Annotated in this window: 17 protein-coding genes; all 17 read left to right on the top strand. The window is 63.3% G+C overall.

Annotation, left to right across the window (positions count from 1 at the left end; genetic code table 11):
• Nucleotides 1–4: 4 nt before the first annotated feature.
• Nucleotides 5–1,516 carry an acetyl-CoA carboxylase biotin carboxylase subunit gene (gene accC, locus VGH98_04160; GenBank protein ID HEY2375149.1) on the top strand — a complete coding sequence of 504 codons (1,512 nt, stop codon included), beginning with the start codon at nt 5–7 and terminating at the stop codon, nt 1,514–1,516.
• Nucleotides 1,513–2,757, top strand: a complete 1,245-nt coding sequence (locus VGH98_04165; protein ID HEY2375150.1) for a hypothetical protein — start codon at nt 1,513–1,515, stop codon at nt 2,755–2,757. The genes accC and VGH98_04165 overlap by 4 nt, the downstream gene beginning before the upstream one ends.
• The gene (locus VGH98_04170) at nt 2,754–3,254 is read left to right on the top strand and encodes an acetyl-CoA carboxylase biotin carboxyl carrier protein subunit (protein ID HEY2375151.1); all 501 of its coding nucleotides are present in this window, start codon (nt 2,754–2,756) and stop codon (nt 3,252–3,254) included. The genes VGH98_04165 and VGH98_04170 overlap by 4 nt, the downstream gene beginning before the upstream one ends.
• A 2-nt stretch (nt 3,255–3,256) precedes the next feature.
• Nucleotides 3,257–4,174 (top strand): hypothetical protein, encoded by a 918-nt coding sequence (locus VGH98_04175; protein ID HEY2375152.1) that lies wholly within the window; start codon nt 3,257–3,259, stop codon nt 4,172–4,174.
• A 169-nt stretch (nt 4,175–4,343) separates the two neighbouring features.
• Nucleotides 4,344–4,787 (top strand): 50S ribosomal protein L13, encoded by a 444-nt coding sequence (rplM, locus tag VGH98_04180; protein ID HEY2375153.1) that lies wholly within the window; start codon nt 4,344–4,346, stop codon nt 4,785–4,787.
• 4 nt (nt 4,788–4,791) lie between these two features.
• Nucleotides 4,792–5,181, top strand: coding sequence for a 30S ribosomal protein S9 (gene rpsI / locus VGH98_04185; protein HEY2375154.1), 390 nt, complete (start codon nt 4,792–4,794; stop codon nt 5,179–5,181).
• Nucleotides 5,182–5,186: 5 nt separating this feature from the next.
• Complete coding sequence (rpsB, locus tag VGH98_04190) at nt 5,187–6,098, top strand: 30S ribosomal protein S2 (GenBank protein ID HEY2375155.1); 912 nt, start codon at nt 5,187–5,189, stop codon at nt 6,096–6,098.
• A gap of 77 nt (nt 6,099–6,175) precedes the next feature.
• Nucleotides 6,176–6,778, top strand: coding sequence for a translation elongation factor Ts (tsf, locus tag VGH98_04195; GenBank protein ID HEY2375156.1), 603 nt, complete (start codon nt 6,176–6,178; stop codon nt 6,776–6,778).
• Between the two features lie 32 nt (nt 6,779–6,810).
• A complete protein-coding gene (gene pyrH / locus VGH98_04200) occupies nt 6,811–7,563 on the top strand; it encodes a UMP kinase (protein ID HEY2375157.1) in 753 nt (250 codons plus the stop codon).
• Complete coding sequence (frr, locus tag VGH98_04205; protein ID HEY2375158.1) at nt 7,560–8,114, top strand: ribosome recycling factor; 555 nt, start codon at nt 7,560–7,562, stop codon at nt 8,112–8,114. Before pyrH ends, frr begins: the two co-directional genes overlap by 4 nt.
• 46 nt (nt 8,115–8,160) lie before the next feature.
• Entirely contained in the window at nt 8,161–9,051 is an 891-nt protein-coding gene (locus VGH98_04210; GenBank protein HEY2375159.1) for a phosphatidate cytidylyltransferase, read from the top strand.
• A complete protein-coding gene (dxr, locus tag VGH98_04215; protein HEY2375160.1) occupies nt 9,048–10,181 on the top strand; it encodes a 1-deoxy-D-xylulose-5-phosphate reductoisomerase in 1,134 nt (377 codons plus the stop codon). Before VGH98_04210 ends, dxr begins: the two co-directional genes overlap by 4 nt.
• The gene (rseP, locus tag VGH98_04220) at nt 10,175–11,596 is read left to right on the top strand and encodes an RIP metalloprotease RseP (GenBank protein ID HEY2375161.1); all 1,422 of its coding nucleotides are present in this window, start codon (nt 10,175–10,177) and stop codon (nt 11,594–11,596) included. Before dxr ends, rseP begins: the two co-directional genes overlap by 7 nt.
• Before the next feature lie 96 nt (nt 11,597–11,692).
• A complete protein-coding gene (rpsO, locus tag VGH98_04225) occupies nt 11,693–11,953 on the top strand; it encodes a 30S ribosomal protein S15 (GenBank protein ID HEY2375162.1) in 261 nt (86 codons plus the stop codon).
• 76 nt (nt 11,954–12,029) lie between these two features.
• A complete protein-coding gene (locus VGH98_04230; GenBank protein ID HEY2375163.1) occupies nt 12,030–14,300 on the top strand; it encodes a polyribonucleotide nucleotidyltransferase in 2,271 nt (756 codons plus the stop codon).
• Nucleotides 14,297–15,565, top strand: coding sequence for a pitrilysin family protein (locus VGH98_04235; protein ID HEY2375164.1), 1,269 nt, complete (start codon nt 14,297–14,299; stop codon nt 15,563–15,565). Before VGH98_04230 ends, VGH98_04235 begins: the two co-directional genes overlap by 4 nt.
• Before the next feature lie 192 nt (nt 15,566–15,757).
• Nucleotides 15,758–16,398 (top strand): alanine dehydrogenase (locus VGH98_04240; GenBank protein ID HEY2375165.1); only part of this gene is annotated, 641 nt, incomplete at its 3' end.

The following is a 16,398-nucleotide window of genomic DNA, read 5'->3' on the forward strand; positions in this document are numbered from 1 at the left end:
CTTGATGTTTTCAAAGATTCTCATCGCCAATCGCGGCGAGATCGCGCTCCGCGTCATTCGCGCCTGCCACGAGATGGGCATTCGCGCCGTCGCGGTCTACAGCGACGCGGACGCGCGGGCTCCGCACGTCCGCGCCGCTGACGAAGCCGTTCGCATCGGTGCGCCGCCGTCGTCCGAGAGCTACCTGCGCGGCGAGCGAATCATCGACGCCGCCAAGGCGACCGGCGCCGAAGCGATTCATCCCGGTTACGGCTTCCTCTCCGAGCGCGAATGGTTCGCTCGCGCCGTACGAGACGCTGGCCTCGTTTTCGTTGGCCCGCCACCGGAGGCCATCGCCGCAATGGGAAGTAAGACCGCGGCGCGTCAACTCGCGATCGAGGCTGGCGTCCCCGTCGTTCCCGGAACGACGGAGGCGTTGCGGGACGCGAACGAGGCACGGGACATCGCCGAGCGGTTTGGCTATCCCGTGTTGTTGAAAGCGGCAGCGGGTGGCGGCGGCAAGGGAATGCGCGTCGTTCACGCCGAGGATGCGCTGGCGTCTTCGCTCGAAGCCGCGCGCCGCGAGGCGAAGGCAGCCTTTGGCGACGATGCCGTCTACGTCGAGAAGTACATCGTTGGTCCGCGCCACGTCGAGATCCAGGTTCTCGGCGACACGCACGGCAATATGATTTCACTCAACGAGCGCGAATGTTCAGTGCAGCGGCGCCACCAGAAGATGATCGAGGAAGCACCGAGCGTCGCCGTGAGCACCGAGCTACGACGTCGCATGGGTGACACGGCGGTTCGCGCCGCACGTGCAGCGGGGTACGTCAACGCCGGCACGTGCGAGTTTCTCCTCGATGCGAATGGCGACTTCTTCTTCCTGGAGATGAACACGCGGCTTCAGGTGGAGCATCCCGTGACCGAGCTGGTAACGGGCATCGATCTGGTGCAGTGGCAGCTCCGTGTGGCCGCGGGCGAGAAGCTGCCCTTCGCGCAGGAAGACATCGTGCCTCGCGGATGGGCCATGGAGTGTCGCATAACGAGTGAAGACCCGGCGAACGGTTTTCTGCCTTCGACCGGGCGCGTGCGTCATCTCCATTTGCCGGCGGGGCCCGGAGTGCGGTGGGATGGCGGGATCGAGGTCGGGAGCGAGGTAACGCTCCACTACGATCCGATGCTCGCGAAGCTCATTGTCTGGGCAGCGACGCGAGAGCTTGCCATCGGTCGAATGCATCGAGCGCTCCTCGAACTGACAATCGAAGGCGTAGAAACCTCGCGCGACTTTCACCTGCGCGTGATGGAAGACGACGAGTTTCGTCGCGGCGCGATCGAGATTCAGTGGCTCGAGCGTCGCTTGCCGTCGTTGTTAGGCACACAGGCGCCGGAAGGGCCCGCCAGGATTGCCGCGATCGCTGCCGCGCTTCTCGCCGATCGAGAACGGGGAACTCCGCGCCCGCACACAGCAGGCCCGACGGTCAGCGAGACGAAGCCGGATGGCTGGAAGCATGTGGCACGACTGGACGCTCTCCGATGAGTGTCGCCGCCGCACCGAGCGTCGTCGATCTGGCCGTACAAAGTATCGCGGCGGGCGGTGACGGCGTGGGACGGAGCGAAGGGATGGTTGTCTTCGTTCCGCGTACGGCGCCCGGCGATCTCGCGCGCGTCCGTCTTCAGCCGGGAAAGCGATTCGCGCGTGGGCATCTCGAGTCGCTCATCGAGGCGTCGAGTGTGCGCGTCGAACCGCCATGCAAGCATTATCGAGCCGACGACTGCGGCGGATGCCAACTCCAGCACATTCGCTACGAGGCGCAGCTCGAATCCAAGCAAGGCATCGTGCGCGACGCGCTCACGCATATCGGCAGGCGACCGATCGAAGTGCCGGCGACTCGACCGAGCGCGCGCCAATGGCGCTACCGCACCAAGCTCACGCTCGCGATGAAATGCACGAGCGACGCCTGGACGATGGGACTACATCCGTACGATGATCCCATCGGTGTTTTCCAGCTCGAGGATTGTCCGGTCACTGACGATCGCGTCGTCGGCGCGTGGCGTGAGATCATGCGCGCTGCGTCGCTCCTTCCCGAGGCGCGGGCGTTGCGCGGCACGGTTCGTCTTGCCGGCGACGAGATCGTCGTCCACATCAAGGGCGCGTCCGCTTGGCCCGCGAGTGCGGCGTTCTTCGAAGCCGTGCCGTCGGCCAGCGCGCTGTGGTGGGCGCCTGACGAGAAGGGCGCACGCTTGCTTCACGAGCGCCGGCACGTGCCCGCCGGCACCGCGTTCGGACAGATCAATACCGAGGTCGCTAGAGAGCTTCGTGCGCACGTCATCGACCGCGTGCGTGCGCACTCACCATCCACTGTTGTCGACGCGTACGCTGGGACCGGTGATACCGCGGCACCGCTTGCGGCGCTAGGCATCCGTGTCAGTGCCATCGAGCTTGATCGCGACGCCGCGGCGGTCTGTCGCGCGCGCTTGCCGGCGGACTCGAGAAGCCTCGTTGGCAAAGTCGAGAATCTTCTGATGAAGACGCTGCCGGCGGACGTGGTCATCGTCAACCCGCCGCGCATCGGACTCCACGAGCGCGTGACGTCGATGCTCGAGCGTTTGCGGCAGCGTCCGCGCGCCATCGTGTACGTGAGCTGTGATCCGGCTACGCTCGCGCGCGACCTTGGCCGGCTGTCGGAATATCGCGTGGCGTCCATCGAGACCTTCGACATGTTTCCCCAGACGGCGCACATCGAGACCGTCTGCGAGTTGGTCCCGGTGGCGGCATGAAGTACACGGTCACCGTGAATGGTTCCGAGATCGTCGTCCATCTCGACGGCGAGAACGCACAGGTCGGCGAGACCTCTGTTCATGCCCGCCTCGCCGATGGCGACGCCGGTCCGGAGCGCATTCTCATGATCGGCGACGCGGTGCATCGTGTCGCCGTGCGCCCGGGTGAAACGCGGGGACGATACACGCTGTGGGTCGACGGCTTCCGGTTCGATGTCGAGGCGCTCGACGAGCGATCACGGGCGATACGCGAGCTATCCGCGGCCACGATGGCGCCGAAAGGGCCAGCGCCGCTGGTCGCGCCGATGCCCGGAATGATCGTGCGCGTGAACGTGAACGCCGGTGAGGTCGTGAAGCCGGGGCAGGGCCTCGTCGTGATGGAGGCGATGAAGATGGAAAACGAGCTTCGCGCGACGACGGCGGGTGCCGTTAGGCGCGTTCTCGTAACACCCGGGACGGCGGTCGAGAAAGGCGCACTCTTACTCGAGATGGAGTGACCATGAGCAAGTTTGCAACGCGGTCGGCCTCACTCGTACTGGCAGTGTGCGCGGCGACGTCGCTTGGGGCGCAGGCTGCGCCGCCCTCGACGGAGATCTATATCGCACCCGTGCGAATGGAGCGCGGAAAGCCCGTGGTCGGGATGCCCCTGAACATCACCAATCGGCCAGGCTACGATAACCAGCCCTCGTTCACGCCGGATTCGCGCGCGATCCTGTTCACGTCCGTGCGCGCGGACGCGCAGGCGGACATCTATCGCTACGATCTGCGCACGAAGGTGACGTCACGCGTGACCGCGACGCCCGAGAGCGAGTATTCCGCGACGGTGTACGGCGACGGCGCGCGCTTCAGCGTCATTCGCGTCGAGGCGGATTCGACGCAGCGCCTCTGGAGCTTCCGACTGGACGGGAGCGACCCGCGCCTCGTGTTCGACGCGATCAAGCCCGTCGGCTATCACGTCTGGATCGACTCCACGACCGTCGCGATGTTCACCCTCGGGCGCCCTAACGCCCTCGTGCTCGCGGACACGCGCGTCGGTCATCCAGACACGCTCGCGCGCGACATCGGCCGGTCGCTCCTTCCGCTCCCCAGAGGGGATGGGTTCTCGTTCGTGCAGCGTGCCAAGGACAGCACGTGGGTCCTCACGGCGGTTGACGTCCGAGGATCGGGACGGGAGCGGCGGACGATGGTTATGCCATTGGTTCGAATGCCTGCCGGCGCCGACTACGTCGCGTGGGTCGCGCCCGCGCTCGCGGTCGCCGGTTCGGGTAGCAAGCTCCTGGTCTGGCGGGGCTCGGAGAAGGCAACGGAATGGAGCGAGCTCGCCGATTTCACGAAGGACGGGCTCACGCACATTTCCCGTTTGGCGTTCAGCCCGGATCGCCGGTGGTTGGCGATCGTGGCCGAGCCGGCAAAGTAGCAATTGGCAGCGAGCGGCGCCGTCAAGTAGCGCGCGCGTTGCACGCGCTACTTGACCCATTCTAAGTGCTTATCTAGCATTCATGTCTGCCAAAAAATGCCCAGAGGGCTGCCGAGACCCGGGTTGCATTACGCACCGGTGAGGCCAGTACTCGTTTTCAGGTCAGTCAATGGGGACTTACAGCGCCAGACCGCGCGATATCAAGCAAGAGTGGTTCGTCGTCGATGCCGAGGGGAAGGTGCTCGGCCGACTCGCGAGTGAAATCGCGAAGATCATTCGCGGAAAGCACAAACCAATCTTCACGCCGCACATGGACACGGGCGATGGCGTCATCGTCATCAACGCCTCGAAGATCCGCGTCACCGGCCGCAAAGCAGAGAACAAGGAATACTTCCGCCACACCGGCTACATGGGCCATGCGCGATTTACGACCCTCGGGACCATGCTGCAGAAGCATCCCGAGCGCGTGATCGAGAAGGCTGTGTACGGCATGCTGCCGAAGACGGCACTGGGCCGACAGGTGCTGCGAGGCAAGCTACGTGTCTACGCGGATGCGGATCATCCGCACGTCGCGCAGCAGCCCAAGCCACTCTCCTTCAGCTCGAGCGAGTAGTAACATGGCCGATACCGTTCATGCAATCGGACGCCGCAAGGAAGCGGTGTGCCGTGTGTACGTAAAGCCGGGCTCCGGCAAGTGGGACGTCAACGGTCGCACGCTGGGCGATTATTTCCCGCGCCCCGCGTTGGTCACGGCCATTCAGCAGCCATTCACCGCCACCGACATGCTTGGCCGCTACGACGTGAAGGCCAACGTCGAGGGCGGCGGTTCCACTGGCCAGGCGGGCGCGCTGCGGCTCGCCGTCGCGCGGGCGCTGGTGCAGGTCGATGAGGCGCATCGTCGCAAGTTGCGCGATCTCGGACTTCTCACTCGTGATGCGCGCGCCGTCGAGCGCAAGAAGCCGGGTCGTCCGAAGGCTCGTAAGCGATTCCAGTTCAGCAAGAGATAAACTTCATGCCTGATATGCAGCCCACGGTCGAACAGCTCCTCGCGGCGGGCGTCCACTTCGGACACCAGACGCGGCGCTGGAATCCCAAGATGCGCCGGTTCATCTTCGCCGAGCGCAACGGGATTCACATCATCGACCTGCAGAAGACCCTCCGGCAGATCGAGATCGCGCAGAAGTTGGCGCGTGATGTCATCATGCGCGGTGATAACGTGCTCTTCGTGTGTACGAAGCCCCAGCTCGCGCAGATCGTCCGCTCCGAGGCCGAGCGCTCCGGCGCGATGTTCATCACCGAGCGCTGGCTCGGCGGTCTCCTCACGAACTTCACGACGGTAAAAAAGCAGATCCGTCGCATGAAGGACCTCGAAGCAGGCACCGAGGCCGGCGGCGAGTTCGAGAACTACACGAAAAAAGAGCAGCTGATGCTCAATCGTGAGTCGGAGAAGCTCAAGAAGTACTTGCACGGCATCCGTTCGATGACGCGTCTGCCCGGTCTGCTCTTCATCGTCGACTCGAAGAAGGAGCGCATCGCCGTCAACGAAGCGAACAAGCTCACTATTCCGATCGTCGCCATTGCCGACACGAATGCGGATCCGGATTTGATTACGGTTCCCATCGCTGGTAACGACGACGCGATTCGCTCGGTGGAGTTGATCACCAAGGCGATTGCCGATGCGATTGTCGAGGCGCGCCAGTCGGCGCCCGTCCGTGAAGAGGTCGAGGAAGGGGAGGGACAGACCACCTATAGCTCGGATCGCGGCAGCGAGCCTGCCGAGGAAGGCGAGCGGCGACGTCGCCGCCGGCCACGGCGTCGCCGCGCCAAGCCAGAGGCGATTGCGGCGCGCCTCAAGGCTCCGGGCGAGGGCGAGAGTGTCGAGGGCGGTGGGGAAGCGGGTGACGTAGCGGAGGAAGTCGAGTAAAGCTCTGATGCGAGTAGATTTCTTGGCGCCGCCGGCTGATGCCGGCGGCGTTTCCACGACAGCACAGCAGGTTTGATATGACGACGATGGTAAGTCCCAAGGATGTGAAAGAGCTGCGCGACCGTACCGGCGCGGGCATGATGGATTGCAAGAAAGCGCTCGAGGAGACCGGCGGCGACATCGACAAGGCGGTCGAGCATCTGCGCAAGACGGGGGCGGCGAAAGCCGAGAAGCGCGCCGGCCGCACTGCGAGCGAAGGCGTGATCGGGCATTACTTGCACCACAACGGCAAGATCGCGGTACTCGTCGAGCTCAATTGCGAGACCGATTTCGTGGCGCGCAACGAGGAGTTCCAGCAGGTCGCGAAGTATGTCGCCGAGCACATCGCCGCCGCGGCGCCGATCGCTGTGGACAAGGAACAAATCCCGGGCGAGAAAGTCGAACAAGAACGCCGGATTTTCACCGAGCAGGTGAAACAGAGCGGCAAGCCGGCGAACATGATCGACAAGATCGTCGACGGGAAAATCGAGGCGTATTACAAGGACGTAGCACTCATGCACCAAGCGTGGGTGCGGGATCCCAAGAGAACCATCGGTGATCTCGTGAAGGAATTGTCTGCCAAGACTGGTGAGAACGTGCAGGTTCGACGCTTCGTTAGGTATCAACTCGGCGAGGCCTGATCATCGAGACCCGATCAGAAGTTACGAATCGCATGAGGCACGACACGGATCCGACAGGCGTCGAGCGCCTGTCGGATCTCCGATATCCAAGCGTTCTACTCAAGCTCTCCGGCGAGGCGCTCGCCGGAGAGAAAGGATTCGCGTGGGACTTCGCGATCCTCGAGCGGCTTGCAGGCGAGGTTGCTTCCGTCGTCGAAGCGGGTGCGTCTGTCGGATTGGTGATCGGTGGCGGAAATCTGGTGCGGGGCCGGTTGCTCTCGGAGTCCGAGAAAGTCGAGCGCGTGACTGGCGACTACATGGGCATGCTCGCGACGGTGATCAATGCGCTCGCCGTGCAGGACGTACTCGAGCGCAAGGGCCTGACGACGCGCGTCATGACGGCCATCAGGATGGAAGAGGTGGCGGAGCCGTACATACGCCGGCGAGCGCTTCGGCATCTCGAGAAGGGACGGATCGTCATTTTTGCCGCGGGAACGGGGAATCCGTACTTTTCCACGGACACTGCCGCGGTGCTGCGCGCCATCCAGATGAAAGCAAACGTCATCATCAAGGCGACGAGCGTCGACGGCGTCTACTCCGCCGATCCGAAACGCGATCCCAACGCGACGCTATATGAGGAGATCAGCTTCCGCAACGTGATGCTCGAGAATCTGGGTGTGATCGATCAGACGGCGATCACGCTCTGTAGTGAGAACCAGCTGCCGCTGATCGTTCTCAACATCCACCAGCCAGGCGCGTTTGTGAAAGCCGTTCGAGGCGAGCGCGTTGGCACTCTGGTTCGATGATGACTATTCAGCAGATTATCAAAGACATGCGTGGCGCGATGGACAAAGGCATCGAGAGCACGCGCCGGGAGTTCACCTCGATTCGTTCCGGCAAGGCGACGCCGAATATGCTCGACACCGTACGCGTCGACATGTACGGCACGTCGATGGCGCTCAACCAGGTTGCGCAGGTATCCGCGCCCGAATCGCGCATTCTGATCGTCACGCCATTCGATAAATCACAGGCAAAGGCCATCGAGAAGGCGATCCGCGAGTCTGACCTCGGCCTGGATCCATCGGCACAGGGAGCAATAATCCGCGTACCACTGCCGTCGATGAATGAGCAGCGGCGCAAGGAGCTTGTCAAAGTGGTCCACAAGCTCGCCGAGGAAGGAAAGATTGCCGTTAGGCACGCGCGTACGCACGCCCGCGAAGGGCTGAAGAAGTTGGAGGGCGTCTCCGAAGACGACGTCAAGCACGCCGAGAAGGAGCTGCAGAAGATCCACGACGATTACATCCACAAGATCGACGACTTGATCAAGGCCAAAGAGGCCGAGATCATGGAAGTCTGACTCGGCAGCGGCGCAAACCCGTGCGGCGAGCCGCGCCGGAGTTCTCGTGTCGGAGCTGACGCGGCGTGTTCTGGTCGGCGTCATCGCCGCGCCGCTGGGTATACTCGTTGTGTTTTACGGCGGCGCGCCGCTCGCTGCGCTCCTCGCTGTGCTGTCGGCGCTGGCCGCCTGGGAATTCTTCCGAATCGCGCGCGCCACTGGCCTAACGCCAATGGAGGATGTCGGCATTCCGCTCGCCGGCGTCGTACCGCTGTTCGTTCACGCGCGGTATCTGCGCCTCTACGAGCTTCCGCTCTCGGGAATGGCGATTGCCGTGCTCGCGATTCTCGCCCTCGCGATTTTCATCCGCGGCGCGAACGGCAAGCCGCTCGGTGCCGCGTCCTCCACCGTGCTCGGCGTGTTATACACGGGAGGAATGCTCAGCTTCGGGTACGCGATTCGGTATCACGATTACGTGATCGAATCCGTTCCCGTCCCGTTAGGCGGCATACGCGTCGCCGCCGGCGGCCTCTTGTTGCTGCTGCCCGTGTTGTTGACGTGGGCGTCTGACATCGGGGCGTATTTCGTGGGGCGCGCCTTCGGCAAACGGAAGCTCATGCCCTCGGTGAGTCCCGGCAAGACGGTCGCCGGTGCCGTCGGGGGAGTGGCCGCGACGGTCCTCGTCGGTTGGCTCTACAGCCGTTTCATCTTGACGCCGTCGACGCAGCTCGCCTTCGTGCGTGGGGGGATTTTCGCCTTTGCGTTGCTGGTGAGCGTCGCGGCGCAGGTCGGTGACCTCGCCGAGTCGCTGCTCAAGCGTGAGGCAGGCATGAAGGACAGCTCACACATCATCCCAGGCCACGGCGGCGTGCTCGATCGATTCGACAGTCTTCTGTTCGTCCTGCCGGTGGCTTTCGTGCTGTTCAATGCGTTGCTCGTCTGGGCGCCTCCGCGATGACGAAGCGACGGGTCGCGATCCTCGGATCCACCGGATCGATCGGGACGACCGCGCTGCGGGTCCTGAGCCGCCAACGTGAGCGTTTCGAGGTATCTGCCCTCACGGCGTTCAGTAACGCCGCGCTCCTCCGCGAGCAGGAGACGGAATTTCGTCCCGCGTTCGTTGGGCTCGTGAACAACGGCGCGATCGATCATGGCACGTGGCAATGCGGGCGCGAATGCCTCATCGCTGCCGCCACGCGCGACGACGTCGACATCGTTCTCAACGCCGTCGTTGGAGCGGCGGGCCTGGATGCGACGCTCGCGGCGCTCGAGCACGGCAAGCGCGTGGCGCTCGCGAACAAGGAGACCCTCGTTATGGCAGGACACCTCGTTCAGCAGGCGCGTGAGCGGGGCAAAGGCGAGCTCGTGCCCGTCGATAGCGAGCACAGTGCCATTCTGCAGTGCATCACGGGTCGTTCCGGCGTGGACGTGCGGCGCGTCATTCTCACGGCGTCAGGCGGGCCCTTCCGACACTGGACGCCCGAACAGATCGAGCGCGCGACGCTCGCGGACGCACTCCAGCATCCCACGTGGCGTATGGGACGAAAGATCACCGTTGACAGCGCTACTCTCGCGAACAAGGCCCTCGAGGTCATCGAGGCACATTATCTGTTCGGTCTCGCGTTCGAGCAGATCGATGTGGTCGTTCATCCGCAAAGCGTCGTACATTCGTTCGTCGAATTCGTGGACGGTAGCGTGCTGGCCCAACTCGGCGTACCCAGCATGGAGCTGCCAGTGCTATACGCGCTGACGCATCCCGAACGCGTGCCCGACACCGGTGTACCGCCTTTCGATCCCGTAGAGCTTTCACCGATGACCTTCGAGCGCGTTCGCGCCAAGGATTTTCCCGCGCTGGCATTGGGAGTCACCGCAGGCCGAACCGCCGGCGCCGCCCCGGCCGTATACAATGCGTCCAATGAAGAGGCCGTGTCGCTCTTTCTCGAGGGCCGCATCGGCTTCGCCGATATTCCGCGCGCAATCGAATCCGCGCTCGATGCGCTCGGCTCGGAGAACGGAGATACGCGCGACGCCATCATCGCCGCCGACGAGGCCGCGCGTCGCCACGTGAGGGACCGATTCCGATGTTAGCGATACTGTCACCAATCCTGGTCTTTGGGCTCGTGATCTTCGTGCATGAGCTTGGACACTTCATCGCCGCGAAAGCAGTCGGCGTGTACGCGCCGCGCTTCTCGATCGGCTTCGGGCCATCGCTCTTTCGCAAGCGCTGGGGCGAGACCGAGTACATCGTTGCCGCGCTCCCGCTCGGCGGTTATGTGCGTATGGCCTCGCGCCTCGATGAAGACGCGGCCTTTCTCGAGGGGGGCGGCGAGACGACGCCAAGACTGGAGAATCCGGATTTCGATCCGAATGCGATGATTCCATTCGGTCCGCTGCCGATACCGGAAAATCGTCTCTTCGAGAGCAAGCCGTTGCCGGCGCGCCTGTTGATTCTCATTGCCGGCGTCACCATGAACGTGCTGCTGACGTTCGTGATCGGCGTCGGCTTGGCACTTCACTTCGGGCGCCCCGTCACGACGACGCGCGTCATTGGGCTGGTTCGTCCGCTGCCTAACGCTCCGGCGCTTGCGCAGCTGCATCCGGGCGACACGCTGATTGCAGTGAATGGCAAAACGGTGCGGACCTGGGAGGATGCGCAGAGGGAGATCAGTCGAAGCACGTCGACGGTGGTTTTGCGCACCACGCGGACGACGATCAGCATCCCGCTCGGCGGGCCGAATGGGCCAACGACGACCGATTTATTGAGCTCGATCGACGTGCAATGGCCGCCCGTGCTGGACACGGTCGTCGAAGGCGGACGTGCCCAGATTGCTGGCCTTCAGAGCGGCGACAGCGTGACCGCCATCGACGGAAATCCCATCTCGACATGGGGCGAGCTCGTCGGAATCGTCTCCAAGGCAGCTGATCACCCTCTTCGCTTCACGGTCGTTCGGCACGGTCAATCGCAGGACGTTTCGGTGACGCCCAAACCGACGGCCGACACCCTCGGTGGAGGTATCCAAATCGTCGGCAGGATTGGCGCAGCTCACCCGCTCTCGAATCAGCGGGAGCCGCTGGGCCTCGGTGACGCTGTTGTCGCTGGTGGCCGGACAACCGCGTTCATGGCCAGTATGATCGTCGACATTGTGAAGGGGTTGCTCACACGGCGCATCTCGGTGGGGCAGCTCAGCGGGCCGGTTGGCATCACCAAAATGTCGGTGGAGGCCGCGCGCAGCGGACTCGAGAATCTACTCGGCCTCATCGCGCTGCTCAGCGTCAACGTCGCAATCCTGAACATGCTTCCAATCCCGATTCTGGACGGCGGCCAGATCCTGATCAACGTACTCGAGTCGGCGAAGGGTAAGCCCTTCAGCCTTCGCACACGCGAGTACATCCTGCGCTTCGGCCTTCTTGCAATCGCGCTGCTGTTCGTCGTCGTGATGTACAATGACACGCACAGCTGGTTCGCGTGGATTGCCAACTGGCTCGGAAGCCTAAGGGGCTAGCCGCTAACCGCTAGCCTCTGCTATGTTTCGTGGCTCATATCGCCAAGACAAAAGCAGCATCATCCGATGGCCGCCGCCCGGCGGGGATCTCACAGAATGGCTTTCGACAAGACCCCAACAGTTCAGAAGTATCGTACTTCGGAAAAAGATACCGGCTCCTCGCGCGTTCAGGTCGCGATTCTCACGGAGCGAATCAACTACCTCAACGACCACTTCCGGGTCCACAAGAAGGACCACCACAGTCGGCGTGGCTTGTTGAGGATGGTTGGCAGACGTCGCCGCTTGTTGAAGTACATGAGGCGGACAGACGTCGACGGGTATCGCCGAGTCGTACAAGAACTCGGGCTCCGGTATTGATCGGATGAAACACACGCAGCGCGCGGGCGCAATCTATGCAGCCCGCGCGTTTGCATTTCCCTGAGGCAAAATCGCAATGAAGCAAAGCGTCGAAAAGACGTTCGCCGGCCGGAAGCTCGTTATCGAAACGGGCGGCATGGCGAAGCAAGCGGCAGGCGCCGCGGTCGTTCAGTTTGGCGACACGAAAGTCCTCGCTGCAGTCACGGTGAGCGAGAATCAGAGTCCGCTGCCGTTCTTCCCGCTCACGGTCGAATACAAAGAGCGAACGTATGCGGCGGGAAAAATTCCCGGTGGCTTCATCAAGCGCGAAGGCCGTCCGAGCGACGGCGAGATTCTCTCCGCTCGCATTGTCGACCGCTCCATTCGGCCGCTCTTTCCGGAAGGGTTCAAGAACGAGGTGCAGGTCTTCGTTTATGTGATCTCGGCCGACCAGGAGAACGACGCGGATGTTCTCGCGCTCGTCGCGACGTCTTACGCGTTGAACGCGTCGAAAATTCCGTTCTCGGGCCCGATCGCCGGCGTTCGCGTAGGGCGCATCCAGAGTAAGTGGGTTCTCAACCCGACCTTCCAGCAGCTCGAGTACAGCGACATGGAGCTCGTCGTCGCCGGGTCGAACGATTCCATCGTGATGGTGGAAGGCGGCGCCCTCGAGGTTTCTGAGGACGATGTCGTCGAAGCCCTCAACGTCGCGCACAAAGGCATTCGAGAGCTGATCGCCACACAGGAAGAGCTCCTCGCGAAAACGGAGCGGACGCCAAAGATGTCCTGGGAAAAGGCGTCGCTCCCCGAAGGGCTGGAAGTCCGCGTGAAGTCGCTCGCCGAAGGACGAATCAGCGAGGCGTTGAATCAGAAGGACAAGCACACGCGCATCGAGGCCGTGGAACGCACGAAGCGCGAGCTCGCCGACGAATTGCTCGTCGACTTCCCCGACGCGGCCAAGGAGCTGCACACGCTGCTCGGAGACGTCGAGTACCACCAGCTTCGCAACCAGGTACTCTCGAGCGGCCATCGCGTCGACGGGCGCACCTCCAAGGAAGTTCGTCCAATCACGATCGAAGCGGGACTGCTGCCGCGCGCGCACGGCTCGTCGCTCTTCACGCGCGGCCAGACGCAGGCGCTGGTCGTCGCCACGTTAGGCACACAGAACGACGTGCAGCGACTCGACTCGATTGACGAGCCGCAGGAAGTTACGAAGTCGTTCATGCTGCACTACAACTTCCCGCCCTTCTCCACGGGCGAAGTCAGACCAGTGCGCGGTACGTCGCGCCGCGAGATCGGCCACGGCAACCTGGCTGAGCGCGCGTTGCAAGGCGTGCTGCCGGCATTCGAGGAATTCCCGTACACGATTCGTATCGTCTCCGACGTTCTCGAATCCAACGGATCGTCGTCGATGGCATCGGTATGTGGCGGATCGCTGGCCTTGTTCGACGCGGGCGTCCCGATGCGCGCCGCCGTCGCCGGTGTGGCGATGGGATTGATCAAGGAAGGAAAGCGCTACGCGATCCTCACGGACATCCTCGGCACCGAGGATCATCTCGGCGACATGGATTTCAAAGTTGCCGGCACCAGCAACGGCATCACCTCGATCCAGATGGACATCAAGGTCGAGGGACTCGATTTACAGATCATGAAGGAGGCGCTCGCGCAGGCACGCGAAGGGCGCATGCACATTCTTGGCGAGATGGACAAGGCGCTGGCGCAGCCGCGCGCCGACCTCTCGCGCTACGCACCGCGCATAGTGACGCTGCAGATCAGCCCCGAGAAGATCGGCGATCTCATCGGACCGAAGGGCAAGACGATTCGCGGAATCCAGGACGAGACCGGCGCGGAGCTCACGGTCGACGACTCTGGCCTGGTTACGATCGCAGCCGTCGGTGGCGACGCGATGGAGCGCGCGCGGCAGATGGTGCAGGCCCTCACCGCGGAGCCAGTCGTCGGTGAGATCTACGAAGGTCCGGTGAAGTCGACAACGCCGTTCGGCGCGTTCATCGAGATCATGCCAGGCACCGAGGGCTTGCTGCACATCTCTGAAATGCAGCACGGCCGCACCGAGAAGACGGAAGACGTCGTCAAGAAAGGCGATCGCGTCCGTGTGAAGCTCATCGAGCGTGACGAGCGTGGGCGCCTGCGTCTCTCTCGTAAGGCGCTTCTGCCGAAGCCCGAGAGCACGGGCGATGGCAGCGCGAGCGGCGGTTCGAGCAATGGCAGCGAGGGAGAAGGCGGCGAGCCAGTCGAACGCGCCGCTGATCAAGCCGGTCATGGAGAACGAGGTGAGCGGGGCGGCGGCGGCGGTGGCGGCCGTGGTGATCGTCCACGTCGCGGCGGAGAACGCTCGCGACGCCAGTGACCCGCGTTCCCACCACAACGGAACGAGAGTTCGACCGCAGCGTCCTTTCAAATGGTCTGACCGTACTCTCCGAGCACATGCCGGGAGTACGGTCAGTCTCGTTCGGCGCATGGGTGCGCGCCGCGTCCGTGCACGAGCCAGCCGAGCAAATGGGAGTTTCGCATTTGCTCGAGCACATGGTATTCAAGGGCACTGACCGGCGGAGCGCCAAGCAGATTGCGCTCGAACTGGAGGCTCTCGGGGGCTCGCTCGACGCGTACACATCGAGGGAGCACACCGTCTATCAAGCACGCGTACTGGATGAGCACCTGACGCAGGCTGCAGACGTCATTGCCGACATCGTGTTCCGCCCGTTGCTTCGCTCGAGTGATCTCACCCTGGAGCGAAAGGTGGTGCTCGAGGAGATCGGCATGGTGGAAGATACGCCGGACGATCTCGTCTTCGAGTTGCACAACGAGGCGCTCTGGGGCGAACACCCATACGGGCATTCCATCCTCGGTACTCGCGAGACCGTTAGGCAGCTCGGCGTCCGTGCCTTGAAGGATCTCCATGGGCGCGCTTACCATCCGCCCCAGCTTGTCGTTGCCGCGGCCGGAAACGTCGAGCATGCGAAACTGCTCGACGTGCTCGAGCGAACGGGCTGGTCGACGGCTCCGGCCGGTGAGGCAACTCGTCTATTGGTGCCTTCGGCGAGCCCGGCGCCTCCGGCAGTGCGCCACGTCGATCGCGACGGCACTCAAACCCATATCGTGCTCGGTACGAGTGCCCTGCGTTATGCAGACAGCCGGCGCTACGCCCTCGTGATGCTCAGCATCCTGTTCGGCGGCGGCATGAGCTCGCGCCTGTTTCAGCGCGTCCGGGAGGAACTGGGACTCGCTTATTCCGTGTACACGTTCCAACAGTTCTACGCCGACGCCGGAATGCACGGCGTGTACGTTGCGACCTCACCAGACAGCGCGCGCGCGGCCTACGACGTTATTCGCGACGAGCTCGCGCTGGTCGCGAGCCATGGGCTTCCAGAGAGCGAGATTGCTATGGGGAAGTCACAGCTCAAGGGACAAATGACGCTCTCCCTCGAGAGCGTGAGCACGAGGATGTATCGCGCGGCTGCAGTCGAGCTGTATGGCGAGCCCTATCGCACTTTGGACGAAACGCTCGCGCTCGTCGAAGCGGTTTCCGCGGATGACATCGCTCACGTCGCGCGAGAGTTCTTCGCTCCGGAACGGCAAACGGTGCTCAGTCTCGGTCCGGCGGCCGTGCTGTGATTGGTGGTGGTTGGTAGCTGGTGTCTGGTTGCTGGTGAAGCGGAACGCCTGCGAGTAATGCTCAGAGGCGAATCCGTTCCACAAACCACCAATCACGAACCATGAAACACCAGCCACGTTGAAAACGGCACTCGCCATAGTGACCTTTCAGTGCTCCGCATTTCCGCTCACATCTGACGAGCCATTCTCAACATGAAAATCGGCGTTCCAAAGGAAATCAAAACGAACGAAAATCGTATCGCGCTCGTACCGGCGGGTGCGGAGCAGCTCGTTGCGGGTGGCCACTCCGTGTTGGTCGAACAGGGCGCCGGACTCGGAAGCGGATTCGCGGACGAGATGTACACGACGGTCGGAGCGAAGATCGCCCCCGACGCCGCGACGGTGTGGCGTGACAGCGAGATGATCATGAAGGTGAAAGAGCCGATCGAGAAGGAATGGCCGCACATGCGCCAGGGTCAGCTCATTTTCACCTACTTTCACTTCGCGGCTGACGAGAAGCTGACGCAGGCCCACATCAAGAGCGGCGCGACGTGCGTGGCGTACGAGACCGTGGAGCTGCCGTCGCGAGAGCTCCCACTGCTCACCCCGATGTCCGAGGTCGCGGGACGCATGGCGGTGCAGGCCGGCGCGACGCACCTCGAGAAGAGCAAGGGCGGCATGGGGGTGCTGCTGGGCGGAGTGCCGGGCGTCGCGCCCGCGCAGGTGACCATCCTCGGTGGTGGAGTCGTCGGCACGCATGCGCTGCAGGTGGCCGTCGGCATGGGCGCGCAGGTGCACGTCCTCGACAAGAACATCGACCGCCTGCGTGCGCTCGATCTCGTGTTCGGCAACCG

It is taken from the genome of Gemmatimonadaceae bacterium (assembly GCA_036496605.1).
GTDB lineage: Bacteria > Gemmatimonadota > Gemmatimonadetes > Gemmatimonadales > Gemmatimonadaceae > AG2.